Genomic DNA, 21,865 nt, shown 5'->3' with positions numbered 1-21,865 from the left:
TCATGCCTTTTTGATTTGAAAAAAATATTTATTTTTGTTTATAATATATAAAAGGAGAAGAAGCATGACTGCACATTTATCGGCCAAAAATCGTATTTTAGAGGCATATCAAATTTTACTTCAAAAACAAGTTGTTGAAGATATATCTGTAAAAAATATCTTAGAATTAGCTCATGTATCTAGACCTACTTTCTATCACTATTTTACAGATAAATATGATCTCTCTAATTGTCTATATGATAAACTGTTATCAGAGACTTATAATGACTTTTTAGCTGACCGTGACTTCAGAAAGCATTTTTTTAAAAGTTTTCTAATACTAAAAAATAATCAAGCAATCTTTGAACATCTTTTCGCAAATCCTGATGACCAAAATTCTTTATATAGCTATTGTATAAAATCTAATCTTGAACGCTTCAAAAGTTTTTTAAACATGAAACTTATTAGTAATGAACAGCTAATTCAACTTCATACCTATGTGGTTGGTTCGACTTATGTTGGTTGGCAAATTGTTATTGGTGATTTCGAGATGAGTTTGGAAGAAGGGGTAAACTATTTAATTAATAATATTCCTGATTTCATCAAAACTGTTCTACAAATTGATTAGTCATAACTAGACATATATTATTATATTCGAATGTAATTCCATCTGAATATCAAAATGTTATTCAAAAAGAAGGAATATTGTGTACGCTATGCAGCGACTGTTTCAATGAAGAAACTGAAAAGTCCTACTAGAAAAGTTACCTGACTTGTTTCAAGTTAGATGAAATTTAATCAAATTTCAAGCATAATAAAAAGCAGATAAAGGCTCAAGTTAAAGCTTTTTCTATAAATATGAAATCAAACCCTGACAAACCAGAGTTTTAAGCACTCTTTAAAGAGACCCTTCAGGATTCATTGAAACGAATTAGTAAGATTACTCTTTTTGAGCATTAAGAACTTACGTCTGACCTTTTATAACAGATGAAAACCGCAAGGGAAGACCTTGCGGTTAGGTTTGGATGTATTAGAGATTAATTTCCATCAAGATTGGGGCATGGTCCTGACGGCTTCCAGAGTCGATCATCTCAGAGCGGACAACCTGTTTGGCCACACGGTCACTGGTCAGCCAGTAATCGATTCTCCAGCCCGAATTGTTTATTTTGCTGGTTTTGCTGCGTTGTGCCCACCATGTATAGGCCCCAAGGACATCACCGTGCAGGTAACGATAGGTATCAACAAAACCTCTAGCGAGAAGGTCGGTAAAGCCTTGGCGTTCCTCATCGGTAAAGCCCGGAGATTGACGGTTACTAGAAGGATGGGCTAGGTCAATCTCTTTATGAGCAACGTTATAGTCCCCAGTGGCAAGAACCGGCTTTTTGGCATCAAGCTCAGCGAGATAGTCGGCGTATTTTTCATCCCAGATTTGACGGTCTGCAAGACGACGAAGCCCATCGCCTGCGTTGGGCGTATAGACCTGGGTCACAAAGCAATCCTCAAACTCCAACGTGATGATGCGACCTTCAACATCCATGGTCGTTGGGGCACCAATCTCTGGATAGGTGATGATGGGTGTTAGATTTTTCTTGTAGAGAAACATGGTTCCTGCGTAGCCCTTGCGAGCTGGCTCGATAGAGGAGCGCCAGGCAATCTCATAGTTAGGAAAACGTTCTGCCAGAATGGTTAAATGCTTGCCAGTAGGCCCTGCCGCGGAGAGTTTGGTCTCCTGAATCGCGATGACATCTGCGTCATGGAGGGCTAGAGTATCCAGCACAGCTTGTGACAAAAGGGCGCGTGGCGAGGTACTAGTGAGGGCAGCGTTTAAGGAATCGATATTCCAAGAGATGAGTTTCATAGAGGTTCCTTTTCTAAGTCGTAGTGCTTCTATTATATCAAAAATCCTTTGGCTGTGCGACCCGAGGGAACTGTGGCTTAGTGAGGCTTGCGGGCTAACATGGTGACAAACTGCATCTTGAGGCGGTTGCCGTTTTCATCGCGTTTATGGAGTTCGCCCATATTTTCATTGTACTTGATGAGCTCCCAATCGGTATAGTACTGGCGAAGTTCGCCTTCTTTAAAGGTGAAGGAGAATGGCATAGGACAGGGTGTTGCCTCAGTGTCCATGGCGCAGACAATCAGGTTGTAACCACCAGGATTGGTGTGCTCCTGCATATTGGCAATGACCTCTGGGACGCTATCAGCTTCTAGACCCATGAAGACGACAGTGGAGATGATGGCGTCATAGTCTTCGTCAAGCTTGGCGGTGTTGATGTCATAAGGAGCGATGGTCATGGGGAGATTTTCGGTCTCAGCCATCTCTTCTAGGAGAGCGAGGGCTTTTTGGTCGACATCAAGAGCTGTCACCTCATGGCCTAGTCTCGCCAGATAGAGGCTGTTGCGACCACGCCCTGAGCCGAGGTCAAGGATTTTGCTGTTTGGTGAGAGAAAAGGAGCTGTGAAGTGAACCTCTGAATGAGTGGGCGTGAGGCCATATTTCTTGGCCACATAGTCTCTCGGCTGGCAATAAAAGGTCAGCTGGCAACGCAGGTCATCTGTGACAGGCTCCACACGGTGCCAGGCTTGGGGCTCGACAAAAGGGATGTTGCTGTCAGCGTCAAAGACGACTTCGTCTAGAACAGTTTCGTTTTCATCGAGACTGATGAAGCGGAGTTTGCCAGAGAGGATGGTTAATCTTGCCCAGGTTCCTGGCTTGGTATTGTGGCGCTCTTGAAAGACCTGCGGAAGAGTCTGAGCGGTCCACTCGGGCATGGTTTTATAAGGGATAAGGGTATCGTGCATATAGGCCTCCTTGTCGAGAGTAGATGAATAGGTCTCTGCTTGGTCAGATAATAGTTTTAACTGAGCTATTTCCCTTATTATAACAGAACACAGAGGGATTGTGTATTATTGGTCATTAAAACGCCATGCTCCATTTGTAGTGTTTTGATGACGGTGAACATTCAAGTCGAATCTAAGCTCTTAATGCTAACTTTTGGTTTCTGACCTCTAAACCTAAAAATGGTATAATAATTAATAGAGTTATGGAGGTTATGATGAAAGAAATGTTCAAAAAAGGGTTGGTTATTTTGTGGATTGGTGCTATGCTGGTCAGTTATTGGATGTTCTTACCACCCTTGAATCCGCTGAGTACGGACTTTTGGTGGTTTGTGATTGAGGGCTTGATTTTAGCCTTTGTTGGCTTATCCTTGACGACAGCGATAGATACAATAGGAAAAGCAAATGCCCAAAAAGCGACCAATACAGGTCGCAAGGAAGTGAATCCAATTAACACTGTCCAAGATAAATGGCTCAAAGGAATCGGTCTGGCTATCGTCGGATTAGTCGCTTTGATAATGGGCTTGAACCTGCTCAATTCACGGGTTTTCCGGGCAAAAAGCTATGCTAATGTGATTACGGTGAAGGAGGCTGATTTTACCCAGGATTTCCCTGAAACAGATATTTCGACCTTGGCTCTTTTGGACCGCAAATCTGCCAAGAAAATTGGGGATACCTACCTAGGTACCATTGATAAGGTATCACAGTTTGGTATTTCAGACGATTACCGTCAAGTAACGATTGGCAACCAGCCTTATCGCGTGTCGCCTTTAGAATACAAGAACTTCTGGAAATGGTTGTCCAATCGGACAGAAGGGATTGGCTACTATGTTAAGGTCAACCAAACGACTGGTAAGGCTGAACTAGCTCCACTGGAGCAACCCATGAAGTACTCGGACTCTGAGTATCTCTTCAGAGATACCCTGCGTTACCTACGGTTTAAGCATCCCTTCACCATTTTTGGAGACCCTTCTTTTGAAGTCGATGATGCAGGGAACCCTTACTACGTGGCAACTATTTACAAACCACGTTTCATGCTGACTTCGAAAGACCCTGTCGGTGTGATTCTTCTAGATGCAGTGACGGGTGAAACCAAGGAATACAGTCTTGATGCTATTCCTGACTGGGTGGACCGGGTCTTCTCAGCCAACAATGTTCTGACCCGCGTGGATGATTACTATACCTATCAAGATGGTTTCTGGAACACGGTCTTTAGCCAGACCGGTGTCAAGGAGACGACGGATAGCTATAACTACATTTCCATCGGATCAGATATCTACCTCTACACGGGGATTACCTCTGCGACAGCAGATTCATCCAACCTTGGCTTTATCTTGGTTAATATGCGGACTCGGGAAGTGACCAACTACAAGTTGGCTTCAGCGACGGAATCTGCTGCCATGGAATCAGCAGAAGGAGAGGTCCAAGAAAAAGGCTATGTGGCGACTGCGCCAACACTTGTGAAGCTCAATGAAAAAGCCTATTATCTGGTATCGCTCAAAGACGATGCAGGCCTGGTTAAGTCCTATGCCCTTGTAGATGCCGAAGACTACCAACAGGTGACGGTCAATAATGACATTGAGCAATTGATCTCGCAGTTTACCGATTTAGACACTTCAGCCCTATCTGGCACAGCAAGCTCTGCTGCTGGTCAGGCCGAAGTCGAAATCATTACAGGAGTGGTGGATCAATTGGCCAGCCAAATGATCAATGGCTCAACGGTTTACTATATTTCCTCTTCTGGTGACATTTACAAAGTCAAAGCAACGGAAGACTCGACAGACCAATTACCGTTCTTGAAAGTCGGGGACAGCTTCTCAGGTGAGCTGAGCAAGGACAATTACCTCAAGCAGTTCAAGGTTAATCCAAGTGAGGAAGAAAAAGAAACGAATGAATAAAACAAACCTCTCCATTTTTGAACGGAGAGGTATTTTTATATCCAATCATGCTTTTGGGCGATGGTGATAGCTTCCACGCGATTACTGGCACCCAATTTGTTAAAAATTGACGAGGTGTAATTGCGTACAGTTCCAGGTGAAAGAAAGAGCAGTTCTGCGATTTCCTTACTGGATTTTCCCTGGGCAATGTGCTGGAGAAGGGTGATTTCCTGAGGGCTTAGGGGATTGTCGTGGCTTAGGATGGTTTCCATCAGTTCAGGAGAATATTCTTTCTTACCTGCAAGGACGGTGTGAATGGTCCCCATCAGCTCTGAAATGGAGCGGTCTTTCAAGACATAAGCATCAACCCCAGCCTTGACGGCCCGTTGAAAGTAGCCAACCCGCTTGAAGGTAGTCACGATAATGACCTTTGTTTTCTGATAGGTTTTGACCCATTCTAGGACATCGAGGCCTGTTTTATGGGGCATTTCAACGTCAAGAATGGCCACATCAATGGCTTCTTTTTCTAAGACAGAGATGGCTTCCAGACCATTAGAGGCTTGAAAAACAGCCTCGACATCCTCTTCCATGAGCAAGAGCTGGCATAGGGCATCTCGGAGCATGGATTGGTCTTCGGCGACTAAGAGTTTCATAGGCCGACCTCCTTGTTGGCTAAGCGGACTTGAATGGTTGTTGGACTGTGACGAGATAAGATCTGTACCTCACCCTTGACCAGTTGCAGGCGTTCACGAATCGAATGGAGCTCCTGACCGGTCAAGGTTTCAAACCCTTGGCCGTTATCCGTAACTGTAATGACAATGTCGTCTAGTTCTTGCAAACTAATCTGACAGCTAGTGGCCTTGGCATGCTTGATGACATTGGTGGTTAATTCACGCAGAATCATGCTGATGCTGGATTGTAAGACAGGAGATAGCTGGTCGGTCTCAACTTGTTTGTCGATGGTGAGTTCAATGTTGGACAGGGAAAAGACGTCTGAGATAGCTTCCAGTTCTTCTGAGACAGTCCGGTATTTGAGGTTGTTAATCAACTCTCTGACTTCTTTCATGGATGTCTGGCTAATGGCTCTCAAATCTTCTAATTCCTTTTGGACAGCGGTGAGATTTTCCTTGTCTAACTGCTTGAGAGCAAGCTCGGTTTTTAAAGTCATCATGGCAAAGGTGTGACCGAGGGTATCGTGCAAATCCCGTCCAATCCGATTGCGTTCATTTTCAGCTGCCAAGAGGTTAATAGTTTCATTTTGCCGGTAGAGTTCAGCTTTTAAGCGGTCTTCCACCATTGTTTTACGTTGAAAATAGTAAATGGACAAAATAAAACCTGTGACAGCTACAGCCATTAGTTTACTGATTATGGGGCTATTGCTCAGCCAGACGCTGGTATTTAGAAAAAGTAAACAGGTTAAAAAGCTGACCATGCGATAGCTTTTAAAGCCATCGTCAAAACGATAGACCAAGAGATTGGCGATGTAGAAGAAAAACCACATCATGCTCCCTTCAATGCCAATCGTCATGAGGGTAATATAGGCTAACAGATAAAACCAAAGACAGGCAATCAGAACCTTGTGCTGATCTCTAATATGAATGATAGCCAAATAAGACAGGGCAAAACCAGCTGTCGGTATGATGGTCCAGCCAGGGTAGTCAAACCAAAAAATACCACCGACAGGAAAAATCAGAAAGACCAGCCCAATGTAGTAGAGCGGGTCGTATTTTTGAAAGGGTCGAAACATTAATCCACCTCAGTTCTGTGTTTGATAGCAAGGGCTATTCCTGAGATGATTATAGCATAAATAAGGACGATTCCCAAGGACTTCCAGAGCAGGTCACCGTCTTTGGCGTATTGGACCACGACCTGGTTGACATGATAGGTCGGTGTCAGCTTGGAAATGTTTTGCAGCCATTTTGGAAAGGTCTCAATTGGCATCCATGAGCCACCGATAATAGCCAAGCCCAAGAAGGCGATGTTCGCAACAATGGTCATCACTTGTTGGGAAGGGATTTGAGCTAAAAGTAGTCCAAGGGAGAGAAAGAAGAAACTGGCCAATAATAGTAGGAGAATCGCTCCTAACCAGCGAAGAGGAGGGAGTTCCACCCCACGAACAAAGGCGCCAACACTGAAAGTCACCAGAATAGAGATGAGATAATAGACTAGTACTCGGATAATCTTAGCCAAATAATAATGACGAATCGAAAGTGGGGAGTGCTCGATATATGTCAAATAGTGGTCGCTCTTATCGCTATGAATCATGACAGGAAAGGAGAAGAAGCCAAAGCTAGACATGGAAAAAGCGGTCATGGTTAACATGTAAGATTGAACAAAAGCTTTTTGCATTTCAGGGTCTTTATACATGTCCATACTGGAATAGAAGAGGAAGAAAAAGAGTGGCAGTCCGACGGCCATAATGAAAACAGGCCAGGTTCGGAAGGTAAGAATGATTTCGTTTTTTAGCAAAGCATTCATGTGGCATCTCCTTTCGTGCTGTCAAAGAGGGTGTTAAGCAGGGTCTTGTTTTGGACTTCCAGGTCTGATAGTGTGCAACCGACTTCTTGCAAGGCCTGCCAAACGGTTTCGATATCCTTGGTCATAAAGCTGACAGTGTCGGTCTTGGTCTCTATCTGATAAATCCTTTCAAGTTGGTCGACAGCCGCTGCAAATTGACGGGGTAAGGTCACCTGCTTCTCACAAGCTTCCTGCCGCATGGCAAAAGGTGTCGTGTCCCGAATGAGCTGTCCCTGATGCAAGACCAGGATGCGGTCAGCAGTGTGCTCGACCTCCTCGATATAATGACTGGAGTAGACGATGGTTGTACCTTGGGCCTTCAAATCAGTCACAATCTCCCAAAAACGTTTGCGGGTTGAAGTGTCCATACCAGCCGTCGGTTCGTCCAAAAAAAGTACGCTTGGTTTTCCAATCAGACAAAGAACAAAGGCTAGCAGGCGTTTTTGCCCACCGGATAATTTATCCGTCAAGAGATTTTTTTGACTCTCCGTAAAACCAAGTAGCGTATCAATTTCCCTTGAGGTTAAATGGTCGATATAAATGGACTGGAAAAAGTCTAATAATTCCTTGACCTTGAGGCTGGTCGGTACAGCATTTTCTTGTTGCAAGAAAGCAATTTTAGCCTTGTTAGCTATCGACTTGGGAGACTGTTCGTTTATGAGGACATTTCCTGTACTCACCTTTTTGTCACCTAAAAGGCAGGACATAAGCGTGGTCTTGCCTGCGCCATTTGGCCCGATAAGGGCGACGCATTCCCCCTCTTTGATGGAAAAGTTCATATCGGCCAGAATCGTTTTTCCTTTAATGATTTTGGACAGATTGTTGACCTGTATCTTAGGCTTTGTCATGGCAAGGTCCTTTCTGAGAATTTAGGTGAGGATAAATAAGGCCGATGATGAGACTAGCAGGCAGGGACCAAGCGAGGTACTGAAGGGCAGTCGCTGGGAGGTTTGCTAGTGGATGGCCAAATAGGATACAAGCAGCGTAGAGTAGGACGAATGCGATGATTATCGGTGTCATGTGTTTTTTCATAAGTAACTCCTTTTCTTGTTTTTAGTTTACTGGAAAAATGCGGAGCCGATTAGTCGATTCTGTCATGACAGGAGATGACATTTGTCATATCTGAGTGGTCAAGAGGTCTGTTCACTGGTCAAAATTATGATATAATAGAGTATTATCAAATAGAGGTTTCATTCGCCTCGAAGGAGAAAAAAATGACTGAAAAGAATTTCTACATTACCACACCGATTTATTACCCATCTGGGAAGCTTCATATCGGAAATGCTACAACGACCATTGCCTGTGATGTTTTGGCGCGTTATCATCGTTTGATGGGGAAAGATGTTTTTTATTTGACTGGTCTTGACGAGCACGGTCAAAAAATTGAAGCTAAGGCTGCAGAAACAGGATTGACACCACAAGAATATGTTGATGGTATGGCAGTAGGTGTGAAAGCTCTTTGGGAGTTACTTGATATTTCGTATGATAAATTCATCCGAACAACGGATGATTACCATGAAACTGTTGTCGCAGAAGTTTTTGAAAAATTATTAGAGCAAGGCGATATCTATCTCGGCGAATATTCTGGTTGGTATTCGGTTTCAGATGAAGAATACTTTACAGAGAGCCAGTTAGCTGAAGTTTTCCGAGACGAAGACGGCAATGTGATTGGTGGTGTTGCACCATCAGGACATCAAGTTGAATTGGTTTCTGAAGAATCTTATTTTTTTAAGCTTAGTAAGTATCAAAAGCATTTAGAAGCTTTCTTTAAAGCACATCCAGATTTTATCAGTCCGAATAGTCGGATGAACGAAATGTTGAAAAACTTTATCGAACCAGGTCTTGAAGATTTAGCAGTTTCTCGTACAACACACACTTGGGGCGTACCGATTAAATCTAATCCGAAGCATGTGGTCTATGTCTGGATTGACGCTCTTTTGAATTATGCGACAGCCCTTGGTTATGGGCAGCATGACACGACCAAGTTTGAGCAGTTTTGGACTGGTCAAACAGAAATTAAATCATGGACAGACGAAAACGGTAAAGTGTGGGAGTTCAATGTAGCATCTAATGTTAATCACATGGTTGCTAAGGACATCCTGCGTTTCCATAGTATTTACTGGCCGATTATCTTAATGGCTCTAGATATTCCTTTACCAAAACGTTTGGTCGCTCACGGCTGGTTTGTTATGCAAGATGGCAAGATGTCCAAATCAAAAGGCAATGTTGTTTACCCTGAAATGTTGGTGGAGCGCTACGGTCTAGATCCGCTTCGCTATTACCTCATGCGTAGCCTGCCAGTCGGTTCTGATGGCACTTTCACGCCTGAGGATTACGTTGGACGTATCAACTATGAGTTGGCCAATGACCTAGGAAACCTCCTCAACCGTACGGTTGCTATGATTAACAAATACTTTAACGGACAAGTCCCAAGCCTCTCTGCTGGTCAGACGGACTTTGACGCAGACATAGAAGCTGTGGCTACACAAGCCATCGCAGACTACCACAAGTACATGGACTTGGTGGACTACCCGCGTGCGCTTGAGGCTGTTTGGAGCTTGATTGCCCGCACCAACAAGTACATTGACGAGACAGCACCTTGGGTTTTGGCTAAAGATGAGGACCAAAAAGGCAACCTTGGCTCTGTCATGGCGCATTTGGCGGAAAGCTTGCGCGTGGTAGCTCATTTAATCGCTCCATTTATGATGGAAACAGCAGCCAGCATCTTTAGCCAATTGGGCCTCGGTGAGGTTTCAGCAATGGAAGATTTAACCTTCGGTCAGTTCCCAGAAAATGTGACGGTGGTGGCGAAAGGGACCCCGATCTTCCCACGTCTCGATATGGATGAGGAAATTGCCTACATCAAAGACCAAATGGCTGCTGGCAAACCTGCAACGGAAAAAGAGTGGGTGCCAGAAGAGGTGGAATTAACCCTCAACAAGCCTGAAATCAAGTTTGAAGACTTTGACCAAACGGAAATCCGTGTGGCAGAAGTCATTGACTGTCAAAAAGTCGAAGGCTCTGACAAATTGCTCCAGTTCCGTTTGGACGCAGGGGATGCCGAACACCGTCAAATCTTATCTGGGATTGCCAACTTCTACCCAAATCCAGAAGAGCTAATCGGCCTCAAGGTCCAAATCGTGGCCAACCTCAAACCTCGTAAAATGATGAAAAAATACGTCAGTCAAGGCATGATCCTCTCTGCCGAGCATGACGGCAAATTGACCCTCTTAACCGTTGATCCATCTGTTCCAAACGGCAGTGTGATTGGCTAACAATACGCCTAGAAAGATCAGAAAAGACCTCTCGTGAGTTAACCAGAGGTCTTTTCGTTTTAAATTTTTGTATTATTTCCTTAAAAACGGTAGAATAGAAATATCATCAAATGGAGGATAAACATATGGCAAAAATGGCACATACCTGTTATCGTGTTCAGGATTTAGACGCATCATTGACTTTTTATCAAGAGGCATTAGGATTTGAGATTGCCCGTCGTCGCGATTTTGAAGAGCATCAATTTACCCTAGTATACTTAACACTGCCAGGAGATACTTATGAGTTGGAATTGACTTATAATTATGATCATGGTCCCTACACGATTGGTGATGGGTATGGACACATTGCCATTAGTGTTGACGATCTTGAGGGCTTGCACAAAGAACACGTGGAAGCTGGCTATACTGTAACGGATCTCAAAGGATTGCCTGGGACAGATCCAAGTTATTACTTTATTACAGACCCAGATGGCTATAAGATTGAAGTCATCCGCGAAAAATAAAACCATGCAAGATGCAGACGGAAAACCGTATGGCATCTTTTTTGTCATTTCCAGTAGTGGTTCTGAAAATTCTTGTTAGTTTGCTAAAAAAATAACAATTTTTGTTGAAAACGCTTTCTTTATAAAATAAAAAGGTGTATAATAAGGATATTAAAGAAAGAGAGGTAACTTTATGGTCACACATCATCGCTTTAGTAATGAATTGCTTTCTAAGAAAAGCGGCTTTATTTCTCCTTTAAAGGCTACAGTTCAAACGGCCTTTTACGGGAATAATGTGCGCGAGATCGAATCGATGGAAGAAGTTTATCACTTGGTTTCAGCTGCCCCTAATGCAGTCCTCCTTCATCAAAAAGTTGCTCACGCTAAAGAACTTGGATTACCTGAAGATGCGCGTGTTATTCTCACCAATGATGGGGCTGTTGTTGGTCGTACAGCTAAAGCAAGACGGATTTTGGGGCAAAAACCAGAAGAAGATGCAAAACTTTTGCCGATTGTCCGTGAAGCTGTCTACCAATCTAGTTTCTTCCCATTTTTGAAAGCCTGTGCGGTTGTGGGCTTGGACGAAGATTTTATGGTAAGAGCTCATATTACTATGCCAGAACACGAAGTGGCAAACCTTTATTCTTGGCTCTTAAATTTCCAATTCCTCAATGATGCCTACTATAAACGCCTACAAGAGTCTGTTCCTTATGACGAAAATGACATCTATATTTTCTTTGATCCAACCTGGTCTCATCCAGACTACCCAGATGGTTTAGCTTATTTTGACACTAAACACAACTGTGCGGCTATCTTGGGGATGAACTATTTTGGTGAAATCAAGAAAGGAACACTGACCATGGCTTGGGGAACAGCTGCCCGTAACAACTATGCAGCTTGTCACGGTGGTCTAAAAGAATTTAAAACCAAAGATAAGGCCCTCGTTGCATCTTTCTTTGGTCTGTCAGGTTCTGGGAAATCTACGCTTACCCATGCTAAACACAATGGTAAATATGATGTCAAAGTCCTTCACGATGATGCCTTTATCATCTCGATGGAAAATGGATCTTCGGTGGCTTTAGAACCGAGTTATTTTGACAAGACTAACGATTATCCTGTTGGACACCCAGAGCAAGAATACTTTGTTACTGTTCAAAACTGTGGAGTTGCGCTTAATGAAAATCTTGAGCGTGTACTGGTCACAGAGGATATCCGAAATGGTAACGGTCGGACGGTGAAATCACGCTATTCAACGCCTAACCGTGTGGATAAGGTTGAAGAACCGATCGATGCTATTTTCTGGATCATGAAAGATGATGCTCTACCACCTCTCATTAAAATTAAAGATCCTGTTTTAGCAACGACATTTGGTTGTACCCTAGCTACTAAGCGGAGCACAGCTGAAAACACGACTGAGAGCCGCGACTCACTGGTTATTGAACCGTATGCCAACCCATTCCGAGTGTATCCTTTGGTAGATGACTTTACCAACTTCCAAAAACTCTTTGAGTCAGGGGTAGATTGCTACATTGTCAATACTGGAGCTTATCTTGGTAAGGATGTTACCAAGGAAGCGACACTTGCCTTGATTGAGGGTGTTGTTGATGGGACAGCTGACTTTAAACCGTTTGGCCCATTGGTAGGATTTGAATATGCGGACATTGAAGGTTACGAAGTCCCTGACTTTGATGATGCGTATCTCTATTTGCTTCGCGATCGTTTGCAGTTCCGTTTGGACTTCCTTTTGCAATTTAACCAAGACAATCCAAGCCAACCTCTGCCAGTAGAAGCCATCAAACATGTTCAGGAATTGGTAAATCTATTACCTAAAAATGAAGCATCTGAAGCGGATTCAGAAGGATAAGAACCGATACTCCTTGCATATAGTATAGAGGAAAAGACTAAACAAACGCGTTTGGGAAATGAATTCCAAATGCGTTTTTGGGTAGGGCTAGTCTCAAAGGAACCTGTATACCCTTTAAACGATTGCATAGCACTAAAATTGAAAACGCCTTCAAAACTTAAGCTATTTTTGCTATAATAGAAAGAGAAAGAGGTGATTAGGATGTCAAAAAAACAGCAATTTAGTTTCCTTGGGCTAGTAGCATTAGTTATTCTTGGTTTTGGAGTCTGGTTCGCTCATCAAAAAAGACAAGAAAAAGTCGCCAACGAAGCTCTGACACAGTATGTCAACCATCGAATGGAAAGTCATAAAGCTCTATCCGTTTATTCTATCTTTGAGCTTGACAGAAGCGGCTTATCCTATGTGAAAACCCTTAGAACAAGCCGTACAAGCGATAGAAATGAAACTGACAATGCTGTATTTGACCGCCGGTATCAAGAATTACAAGAACAGAAAAAAGCAGGCAAACTAGATCATGTCGATTTGGTCCATTTTGATTCTCTGGTTTCTGACACAGGCTTAGCATCCATCAAAAGGATAAGCCTAACGGAATGGTACCTCTCCTATAAGAATAATCAATTTCAGGCTAAAGGTGGACCTAGTCCAGTGCTTGACAGTTACTATGTTTTTAAAGAAGGAACGCAATTAAATCTGGAGGATACCAGTAGAACCCTTGACCGGTTGACCTATTCAGATATTTTTTCAGATGGTGAGGCCTTTGAGAGCGTAGCCAAGGAAAAGATGGTTTCAAGCGGTTTTACTGAGGCAGAAGCAGAGGTCAAGCTCACTGAGCTCAAAGAAAACTTAGACGTTGGCGTTTTTGATCCCAGAGTAGATCGTCTGGTCCTTAATTTTGATGAAGAAAGAATTTATTTGGAGTTTCCATACAGTGATATAGAAGCTTTCTTAGCGGAGGGTATCTTAGAAGAAGAGACATAGCCATATCGTTCGGATATAATTTTTGAAAAAATCATCAAATTAAGGATATGATTTATGTTATAATAGGTGGTATGAGTCAAAAGATACAAAAACACACACCCTTTAGTTCTCCTAAGCTTATTTGGTCACTCGCGGGTGGCCTCCTTTTATGCCTTTTAGTCCTTCTAGGCTGGCAAAACCATAAACAAGAAGAAAGACGGAAAGCTTTGGAGCTGTCCGCCAATCAATTGTTAACCAATCAAATCCAAAATCATCAAGACCAAGGCCTTACAACTCAAGACAAGTTTAACCAAGACGGCCATCCTCTAGCTCTCCTATCAGTTCTTGCTGACGTATCAGGCAATCCCATAGAAGGTTTAGAAGCTCTTCAAATGGAGCGTATTGGTATCGCTTCAAACGATAATACTATTGATTTGATCCAGTTTCAGTATCAAACTCTGGAAAGTCCTTTAGGTGGAATCAAGGATATTCAACTATTAGAGACGACCTATAAGGCAGATGATACAGATTTTATTGCTGTTCAGGAGCAGTTGGAACTCAAACGCTTTTACTGGCAAGACAATGGTGGTCTCTTCACTCTTGAAACATTTTTAAGTGATCAAGAGGCGTTTATAAACCAAGTAACTGAAAAGTTAATCCATTCGGGCTGGTCTGAAGAAGAAATTGCTTTGTCTGCGGATCAAATCTCGCAAACGGCAGTATCCCTCCCAATGACTCTGACAAATCACAGCTTAATCATTCCTTTAGGGGCTAACTATACACCCGTTGAAATGCTCTATTCTGACTGCTATGAAGCCATCAACACAGATCTATTGATTGGGGAAGCTAGGGTAGCTTACGATAACTACCTGGCAGAAAAAGCAGCAGAAGAAGAACGGTTAGCTCAAGAGGCCGCCCTAAGGGCAAAAGGTCCTAATCCTGTTGCAGTTGGTAAGGTTATCGCCCTGACCTTTGATGATGGTCCCGATCCGAATACGACCAAACAATTACAACAGATACTTCGTCAAAACCAAGTCAAAGCGACCTTCTTTATCCTCGGACAAAAGGTTTCAGGAAACGAACAATTGCTTCAAGAGTTGGTCCAAGAGGGCCATCAATTGGCTAACCACACCTGGTCTCATCCGAATCTAACCAAGCTATCAGCAACTCAAGTACAGGCTGAAGTCGGCAATACCCAACAAGCGATTTATAATGCAACGGGTGTTTGGCCAACTGTTCTAAGACCTCCTTATGGCAGTTCCAATGCTGCTGTAGCCCAAGCAGCAGGAATCCCTATTGTTAATTGGACGGTTGACACTCTTGATTGGCAATCTCGGAATACCGAAGCTATCTTGGCCAAGGTCAAAGCCCATGTTCATCCGGGGGGCATTATCTTAATGCACGATATCCATCAAACCAGTGTTGATGCTGTTCAATCAGTCATCGACTATCTCAAGGCAGAGGGGTACAATTTTGTGACCATTAATGAGCTGTATGGGTATTAATGAAAAAGACATTTGCCATCGCAAATGTCTTCAGACGATAGCCTGAAACGTAATAGTTTCAGGCTCTTTTATCACAGCGGAAAGTTTCTGCTTTTGCTCGCCTCGCTCGCTAAAAATTCATTAATGTAAAATCATTGATTGAGCTTTTGAATATCATTAGCCCAGAAAACAAAGTTGGTCTACGCTCTCAAACATTTGCCATTGCAAATGTCTTTTTTAATTACTAATAGAACCTAGTCTTCGATGATAAAATCCTGATTCTTTAGGCGGATAGCTTGAACTTTGGCGTATTTTTTGAGTTTTTTAAGTTCTTCAGGATGGGAAACGAGGGTGATGACAGCTCCATTTTTTCCCATACGTCCTGTTCGCCCTGACCGATGCGTATAGACTTCTAGGTCTCTTGGGACGTCAAAGTTGATGACGCATTCCAGATTATCAATATCGATTCCTCGCGCGACTAAATCAGTGGCCAATAAGAGATTAATCTCATTAGCTTTAAATTTTTCAAGGATGACTTTGCGGAACTTAACATTGACATCACTGGCCAGAGAAACCACATTAGCAGACCGATAAGTTAACTTTTCGTCGCTCGCGCCTAAATCAGATAAGCTATTAAAGAAAACCAACCCTCGGAAATCAGGAATGTTAGACATTTTACGGAGCAAGTCTATCTTGTCTCGCTTTGAAACGTCAAGGTAATAATGGTCTATGTTACTGAGAGAGGTCGTTTCTCGGACATCGATGGTTACCACATCTTCTGCGATCAGGTCTTTTTTATACTTATCCGTTGCTGACATGTAAATAAGTTGGTAATCGCGAGGAGCATGATTGAGAATATGGTTAACAAAGTGTGCTTGGCTTTCTTCAAACAGTTGGTCAAATTCATCCAAGACAATCTTATCTACAGCCATCATTTTGAGTTTTTTGATCTTAATCAACTCCCAAATACGACCAGGAGTTCCAATGATAATTTGAGGGCCTTTTTTGAGCCGTTCAATCTGACGCTTTTGGCTAGAACCGGAAATGAGAACTTGGCAGGTCAGGTTCAATGGTTCGGCCCAAGCCTTAGCAACGTCAAAAATTTGACCAGCAAGCTCTGTGTTTGGAGCCAGAATCAAAATCTGTTGTGCCTTTTGACTGGTCAGGGAGGAAAGCAAGGGCCAGAGATAAGCCAGAGTCTTACCTGTTCCAGTCGGGCTGATGCCTAAGACGCTTTTCCCGTCACGGATAGGTTCAAAGGCTTTTTCTTGGATCGGCGTAAACTGGTTAAAGTCCAGCTGGTCTAGCTGGTCTTGCCAAATGGGTGGAAATTTGTTTTTCATAAGTCGGCCTCAAATTGGATATTGGCGTCTTGACGCATCAAGGTCATGGTTTGATTGACTTGTTGCGCGACGGTCAGGAGATGGGTATAGAGGTCTTGATGCTCCTCAGGTTTGCTAAGGATGGTCTCAAAAACCTGAGCCTCTTCTAACATCAGATGCTGAAGAGATTTTAAAGGAATGGTTCTAGTATTGCCATCAAGTCCACGAAATTGTGCCGATTGGAGTCCCTGAATATGGTTAAGAATGAGGGTTCCTTGGTCTGTATAAATCTCGTTAGCTAGGCTTGATTGCGCGTTTTTGCGGACGATCATTGATACCTGAAAATCATCATAGATCAGTTGTCCACACCCCGCTACATCAACCCCAGTTGGTAATAAATCGGCAGAATATCGAGCTGTTTTAGGCTGTCCAAATAGTCTGTAGGCAGCATAAATTTCGTAAATGCCTAGGTCAACTAAGGCTCCGCCAGACATTTTTCCTTGGAAGGTATTATCGTAAATGCCAGCTAATAAATTCTCCATGCGTGAAGAATATTGCGCAAAGTTGAAACTAGCACCGTAAATGGTTTTGTCTTTTAGAAAATCTATGATAATGTCAAAGTTGGCCTCATGGTAATTGCGAGCCGCTTCTAAAACCAGAACTTGGTTATTGGCAGCAACCTCAATAATATGAGCAAATTCTTTCGGATTTGAAAAGGCTGGCTTTTCAACGATTAAATGTTTACCTGCTTCTAAAATCATCAGGGCTTGCTGATAATGCAGACTATTTGGACTCGCCAGGTAAATCACATCGAGATCACTAGCCACGAAAGCCTCTAGTTCTGTATATAATTCAACATCCCCATAAGGCAGGGCAAATTGAATAGCGGTTTCTAACCGTCGTGAATAGATGGCGCTTAACAAATAGCCACCAGCCAGCTGAGCTGCTTGAATGAATTGGTGGGCGATATTACCTGTACCGATAATCCCGAGTTTTAACATAGCGTCTCCTTGTCCTGTCTTTCTTTCTAGATTATACCACGAAAAGGGTTGCTAGAGCATTTTTTTCAATCATCTAAACGCCAATCTGTCATTTTAGAGAAAGTTATACGCTTTTAAGGCCATTTATGATAAAATGAAAGGAGTGAAAAAATAGAGTGAGGTCAGGATGAAAAAACCTATTATTATTGGCGTGACAGGTGGTTCTGGTGGTGGTAAAACATCGGTATCCCGTGCTATTTTAGCAAATTTCCCAGATGAAAAGATTGCCATGATTGAGCATGATTCCTACTATAAAGATCAGGCTCATTTAACTTTTGACGAACGCATCAAAACGAACTATGACCACCCCTTGGCCTTTGATACAGACCTGATGATTGAACAACTAAAGGAACTTTTGGAAGGTCGGCCGGTTGATATACCTGTTTACGATTATGCAGCGCATACACGGTCAAATCAGGTCTATCGTCAAGAGCCACAGGATGTTTTCATTGTGGAGGGGATTTTAGTTCTCGAAGATAAACGTCTCCGTGAGTTGATGGACATTAAGTTATTCGTGGACACAGATGATGATGTTCGGATCATTCGTCGGATTAAGCGGGATATGGTTGAGCGTGGACGTAGTTTGGACAGCGTTATCGACCAATACCTCGGTGTTGTTAAACCGATGTACCATCAATTTATTGAACCGAGTAAGCGGTATGCTGATATCATCATTCCAGAAGGCGTCAGCAATACAGTTGCGCTAGATTTAATCACCACAAAGATTGCAGCTATTTTAAGTGAGAGAAAGTAAACTTAATCTAGTAGGGTGACCTGCTATTAAGTCAGCGTCGGATGATGTGAGCATATTAGGTGAGCTTTAACTGTTTGCGTCTTTAGGTTTGAAGAATACAGAGCTTAAAGAGTGTATTTTTGCAAAATGTCATCAGTTAAAACTATAGGATTAGAGAGGAGTGCTATGTTAGCGATTGAACGGGTCGAGGACATTTCTCGAGAAAACTTGCCAGCCTTAACTGTTCTGGCTGGGGATGATATCGGTCAATTTAGCCAAGTCAAAGCGCGATTGCTGGAAAAGCTGGCCTATGAACCCAGTGATCTGTCTCAGGCCTACTTTGATGTGCGAGAGGCTAATTTTGACGACGTCGCTATGGATTTAGAATCCCTACCTTTCTTTTCTGAGGAAAAGCTGGTAATACTGGACCATGTTTTGGATTTGACCACTGCCAAGAAAAGGGTTCTCTCTGATGATCAGTTAGAGCGGTTGGAAAATTACCTAGAAAATCCAGTGGAAACAACCAAATTGATCCTCCTAATACCAGGTAAGTTAGATGGCAAGCGGCGCATGGTCAAACTGCTAAAGCGTGATGCACTCTTGATTGAGACTAATGACCCCAAAGAAGCAGAATTGCGAGCCTATTTTACCAGAGCAGTTCAGAAGATGGGCTTTGCCATGGAAGGCAGTGCATTTGAGACGCTTCTAGCTAAATCTAATTTTGATTTTAGCCAGATTCAACAAAACTTGGCTCTTTTAAAAGCCTATAAAGGGTCTGGCGCGATTTCTCATCACGATATTGAAATGGCCATTCCAAAAAGTTTGCAGGATAACATTTTTGATTTAACTCAGCTCACACTGAAGGGACAAATGGAACCGGCACGCCAACTGGCCAAAGATTTGAGTTTACAGGGAGAAGATGAGGTGAAACTCATTGCCATAATGGTGACCCAATTGCGTCTCTATGCTCAGGTTAAAACCTTATTAGACCAAGGAAAAACAGAAACACAGATGGTTAATATTTTATCTGATATTCTGGGACGTAAGGTTAATCCTTACCAGGTCAAGTATGCCTTGAGAGATAGCAAAAATCTGCCGATGCTCAAGGTACAAAAAGCCCTAAAGGTTTTGATCGAGACGGACTATCAGATTAAAACGGGTGTTAATGACAAAAGCTATCTATTTGAAATAGCTCTGTTTAAAATAGCCTCTTGAAAAATAGAACGTAATTCTTGAAAAGGATTGCAAAAAACGTTATCATAAAAGTAACCATTATAATGAAAAGAGGACAAGATTATGGCTATTACTTTACCAGACCTTCCCTATGCATACGACGCTTTAGAGCCGCAGATTGATGCTGAAACAATGACACTTCACCATGACAAGCACCATGCAACTTACGTTGCAAATGCCAATGCAGCTCTTGAAAAACACCCTGAAATTGGTGAAGACTTAGAAGCACTCTTGTCAGATGTTGACTCAATCCCAGCGGATATCCGTCAAGCTTTGATTAACAATGGCGGAGGACACTTAAACCACGCTCTTTTCTGGGAATTGTTGTCCCCTGAGAAGACAGAAATTTCGTCAGAATTAGCAGCAGACATTGACGCGACCTTTGGTTCATTTGACGACTTTAAAGAAAAATTCACGACAGCCGCAACAACTCGTTTTGGATCAGGCTGGGCTTGGCTCGTTGTGAACAAAGACGGTAAATTAGAAGTCACTTCTACGCCAAACCAAGACACACCACTTATGGACGGCTTAAAACCAATTCTGGGTCTTGATGTATGGGAACATGCTTATTACCTTAACTATCGCAATGTTCGTCCAAATTATATCAAAGCTTTCTTTGACATCATTAACTGGAATAAGGTTGATGAGTTGTATAAGGCAGCTAAAGCATAAAAGAGTACCCCCTTTTAATCCGAGAGTTTTCTCGGATTTTTTTGATTTGTCTGTAGAATCTCTCTTAGAGATATGGTAAACTAGAAAGGTAGTACAATTTAGGAGAACAGTGTGAAGAAAAAGTTTATCAGTTGGATCATAGCTCTTGCTTTTAGCTTACAGCCAGGTGTTGTTACCGCCAATTCATTGATTGAGATAACGCATAATGCTGGCTATACCGATGCCTTAGAAAGCAATCAACCCAAAGCCTCCATCATCATCGATGCCAAGTCAGGCGATGTCCTTTGGGAGGATAACGCAGACACGCTCCGTGACCCTGCGTCCATGTCCAAAATGTTAGCTTTATATCTCGTGTTTGAGGCCATGGAAAATGGAAAATTCAACCCAGATACGATTGTGACTGCGACTGAAACAGACCAGGCCATCGCTAGTATCTATGAGATTAGCAATAACAAGATTGTGGCAGGTGTCGACTATACTGTTGCTGAGCTAATCATAGCGACTATAGTACCATCATCCAATGCAGCAACCCTCATGTTAGCTAACTTGGTTGAACCCGATCCAGATGCCTTTATTGATTTGATGTCGGCAAAGGCAGCTGAGCTAGGCATGACAAATACAACTATTAATAATGGAACAGGAGCAGTGATACGTGCTTTCCAAGGGCACTATGCGGTTCAGCGCCACGATATTTATAGTCCAAACGAGACAACTGTCCGAGATTGGGCTATCTTAACCTACCATTTTGTCAATCGTTTTCCTAGTATTTTAGATTACACTGGGGAGTCCTACATCACCATCAAAGCGGGAACGCCTTATGAGGAGACCTTCAAATCCTACAATTATTCTCTTCCAGATGGCAAGTACGCCCTTGAAGGGGTCAATGGGTTGAAAACAGGATCCAGCCCGAGTGCGGGTTTTAACATTACAGCTACCGCTAAACGAGAAGATCAAGAATTAATTGCTGTCTTGATGGGTGTCGGAGATTGGTCGGACCAAAATGGAGAGTTTTACCGCCACCCATTTTTAAATGCGCTCTTGGAAAAAGGGTTCTCAGAGTACGATTACCAGCAAATAGCACCAGCAGGAAAAGCAGAGGCTTCAGGGAAAACGGTCACGCTTGAGGAACCAATCTATGGCACTGTTCCAGTTGGCCAAACAGTTGATTTGGTTTATGCCGATAATCACGTTACAGTTTCTAATGGCCTGACTAAGGTATCTCCCTTAGTGGCTGAGCAACAAGCAGTTGTTGCTAAATCATCTGGACTCTTTGGTTTTGGCAATTCAGATAGCAATGACACGAGTGCTCAAACCAATAAAAAAGGTGGTTTTCTCCAACTCTTTTTAGGGGTCCTATCAGCCATTCTTGTTGTTATTGGTTTGATCTACCTTATTGAAAAGCGGAGCCGCAAAGACCGCCGCGGTCACAAAATGAAACAAACGAAATAGTTTTATCACAACAGGAAGCTGGATTTGTCTAGCTTCTTTTTTGATCCCTTGCTAAATTTCAAGTAGAAGTTAGCCATTTTTAAGAAACTGTGCAGGAGACAAATAGTTCAGTATTTTCTTAGGATAATGATTGATCCAATTTT

General features: G+C 42.7%; 20 protein-coding genes. 11 read left to right on the top strand and 9 right to left on the bottom strand.

Annotated elements, in window-relative coordinates; genetic code table 11:
* Positions 1-64 precede the first annotated feature (64 nt).
* Positions 65-607 carry a TetR family transcriptional regulator gene (locus tag J2S23_RS09100; RefSeq protein ID WP_307122411.1) on the top strand — a complete coding sequence of 181 codons (543 nt, stop codon included), beginning with the start codon at positions 65-67 and terminating at the stop codon, positions 605-607.
* A gap of 402 nt (positions 608-1,009) precedes the next feature.
* On the opposite strand, the gene J2S23_RS09095 is transcribed toward J2S23_RS09100, so the two are convergent.
* Together J2S23_RS09095 and tehB are read right to left on the bottom strand one after the other, a co-directional pair.
* On the bottom strand, positions 1,010-1,837 hold the full coding sequence (locus tag J2S23_RS09095; protein WP_307122410.1) for an exodeoxyribonuclease III: 828 nt from the start codon (positions 1,835-1,837) through the stop codon (positions 1,010-1,012).
* Between the two features lie 77 nt (positions 1,838-1,914).
* Positions 1,915-2,781 (bottom strand): SAM-dependent methyltransferase TehB, encoded by an 867-nt coding sequence (tehB, locus tag J2S23_RS09090; RefSeq protein ID WP_307122409.1) that lies wholly within the window; start codon positions 2,779-2,781, stop codon positions 1,915-1,917.
* Positions 2,782-3,035: 254 nt separating this feature from the next.
* On the opposite strand from tehB, the gene J2S23_RS09085 reads away from it, so the two are divergent.
* The gene (locus J2S23_RS09085; protein ID WP_307122408.1) at positions 3,036-4,715 is read left to right on the top strand and encodes a hypothetical protein; all 1,680 of its coding nucleotides are present in this window, start codon (positions 3,036-3,038) and stop codon (positions 4,713-4,715) included.
* 35 nt (positions 4,716-4,750) lie between these two features.
* Here J2S23_RS09085 and J2S23_RS09080 read toward each other — a convergent pair whose 3' ends face one another.
* Genes J2S23_RS09080 through J2S23_RS09060 form a run of 5 tightly spaced genes read right to left on the bottom strand, consistent with a single transcriptional unit; the run spans position 4,751 to position 8,243 of the window.
* Positions 4,751-5,347 carry a response regulator transcription factor gene (locus tag J2S23_RS09080; RefSeq protein WP_307122407.1) on the bottom strand — a complete coding sequence of 199 codons (597 nt, stop codon included), beginning with the start codon at positions 5,345-5,347 and terminating at the stop codon, positions 4,751-4,753.
* Positions 5,344-6,441, bottom strand: a complete 1,098-nt coding sequence (locus tag J2S23_RS09075) for a sensor histidine kinase (RefSeq protein ID WP_307122406.1) — start codon at positions 6,439-6,441, stop codon at positions 5,344-5,346. Before J2S23_RS09075 ends, J2S23_RS09080 begins: the two co-directional genes overlap by 4 nt.
* Positions 6,441-7,172, bottom strand: coding sequence for an ABC transporter permease (locus J2S23_RS09070; RefSeq protein WP_307122405.1), 732 nt, complete (start codon positions 7,170-7,172; stop codon positions 6,441-6,443). The genes J2S23_RS09075 and J2S23_RS09070 overlap by 1 nt, the downstream gene beginning before the upstream one ends.
* On the bottom strand, positions 7,169-8,059 hold the full coding sequence (locus J2S23_RS09065; RefSeq protein WP_307122404.1) for an ABC transporter ATP-binding protein: 891 nt from the start codon (positions 8,057-8,059) through the stop codon (positions 7,169-7,171). Before J2S23_RS09065 ends, J2S23_RS09070 begins: the two co-directional genes overlap by 4 nt.
* Positions 8,046-8,243, bottom strand: coding sequence for a hypothetical protein (locus J2S23_RS09060; protein ID WP_307122403.1), 198 nt, complete (start codon positions 8,241-8,243; stop codon positions 8,046-8,048). The genes J2S23_RS09065 and J2S23_RS09060 overlap by 14 nt, the downstream gene beginning before the upstream one ends.
* Positions 8,244-8,425: 182 nt before the next feature.
* Between J2S23_RS09060 and metG the strand changes: the two genes are divergently transcribed.
* The 5 genes from metG to J2S23_RS09035 all read left to right on the top strand — a co-directional run bounded on the left by metG (position 8,426) and on the right by J2S23_RS09035 (position 15,294).
* The gene (metG, locus tag J2S23_RS09055) at positions 8,426-10,486 is read left to right on the top strand and encodes a methionine--tRNA ligase (RefSeq protein ID WP_370868709.1); all 2,061 of its coding nucleotides are present in this window, start codon (positions 8,426-8,428) and stop codon (positions 10,484-10,486) included.
* 125 nt (positions 10,487-10,611) lie between these two features.
* Positions 10,612-10,989: a lactoylglutathione lyase gene (gene gloA / locus J2S23_RS09050; RefSeq protein WP_307122401.1), complete on the top strand. Its 378-nt coding sequence runs from the start codon at positions 10,612-10,614 to the stop codon at positions 10,987-10,989.
* Between the two features lie 172 nt (positions 10,990-11,161).
* Positions 11,162-12,832 (top strand): phosphoenolpyruvate carboxykinase (ATP), encoded by a 1,671-nt coding sequence (locus J2S23_RS09045; RefSeq protein WP_307122400.1) that lies wholly within the window; start codon positions 11,162-11,164, stop codon positions 12,830-12,832.
* Between the two features lie 201 nt (positions 12,833-13,033).
* On the top strand, positions 13,034-13,810 hold the full coding sequence (locus J2S23_RS09040) for a hypothetical protein (RefSeq protein WP_307122399.1): 777 nt from the start codon (positions 13,034-13,036) through the stop codon (positions 13,808-13,810).
* A gap of 71 nt (positions 13,811-13,881) precedes the next feature.
* Positions 13,882-15,294: a polysaccharide deacetylase family protein gene (locus J2S23_RS09035; RefSeq protein WP_307122398.1), complete on the top strand. Its 1,413-nt coding sequence runs from the start codon at positions 13,882-13,884 to the stop codon at positions 15,292-15,294.
* A gap of 233 nt (positions 15,295-15,527) precedes the next feature.
* Here the strand turns inward: J2S23_RS09035 and J2S23_RS09030 are convergent, their stop codons facing one another.
* Positions 15,528-16,616, bottom strand: a complete 1,089-nt coding sequence (locus J2S23_RS09030; protein ID WP_307122397.1) for a DEAD/DEAH box helicase — start codon at positions 16,614-16,616, stop codon at positions 15,528-15,530.
* Positions 16,613-17,596 (bottom strand): Gfo/Idh/MocA family protein, encoded by a 984-nt coding sequence (locus J2S23_RS09025; protein WP_307122396.1) that lies wholly within the window; start codon positions 17,594-17,596, stop codon positions 16,613-16,615. Before J2S23_RS09025 ends, J2S23_RS09030 begins: the two co-directional genes overlap by 4 nt.
* Positions 17,597-17,762: 166 nt before the next feature.
* On the opposite strand from J2S23_RS09025, the gene udk reads away from it, so the two are divergent.
* The 4 genes from udk to J2S23_RS09005 all read left to right on the top strand — a co-directional run bounded on the left by udk (position 17,763) and on the right by J2S23_RS09005 (position 21,722).
* Positions 17,763-18,389: a uridine kinase gene (udk, locus tag J2S23_RS09020; RefSeq protein ID WP_307122395.1), complete on the top strand. Its 627-nt coding sequence runs from the start codon at positions 17,763-17,765 to the stop codon at positions 18,387-18,389.
* A 165-nt stretch (positions 18,390-18,554) separates the two neighbouring features.
* The gene (holA, locus tag J2S23_RS09015) at positions 18,555-19,583 is read left to right on the top strand and encodes a DNA polymerase III subunit delta (protein WP_307122394.1); all 1,029 of its coding nucleotides are present in this window, start codon (positions 18,555-18,557) and stop codon (positions 19,581-19,583) included.
* An 81-nt stretch (positions 19,584-19,664) separates the two neighbouring features.
* On the top strand, positions 19,665-20,273 hold the full coding sequence (gene sodA, locus J2S23_RS09010) for a superoxide dismutase SodA (protein WP_307122393.1): 609 nt from the start codon (positions 19,665-19,667) through the stop codon (positions 20,271-20,273).
* A gap of 111 nt (positions 20,274-20,384) precedes the next feature.
* Complete coding sequence (locus tag J2S23_RS09005; protein ID WP_307122392.1) at positions 20,385-21,722, top strand: D-alanyl-D-alanine carboxypeptidase family protein; 1,338 nt, start codon at positions 20,385-20,387, stop codon at positions 21,720-21,722.
* Positions 21,723-21,865: the final 143 nt, after the last annotated feature.

Source organism: Streptococcus moroccensis (genome assembly GCF_030812835.1).
Classification (GTDB): domain Bacteria; phylum Bacillota; class Bacilli; order Lactobacillales; family Streptococcaceae; genus Streptococcus; species Streptococcus moroccensis.
This window is presented reverse-complemented; position numbering and strand designations above follow the sequence as displayed.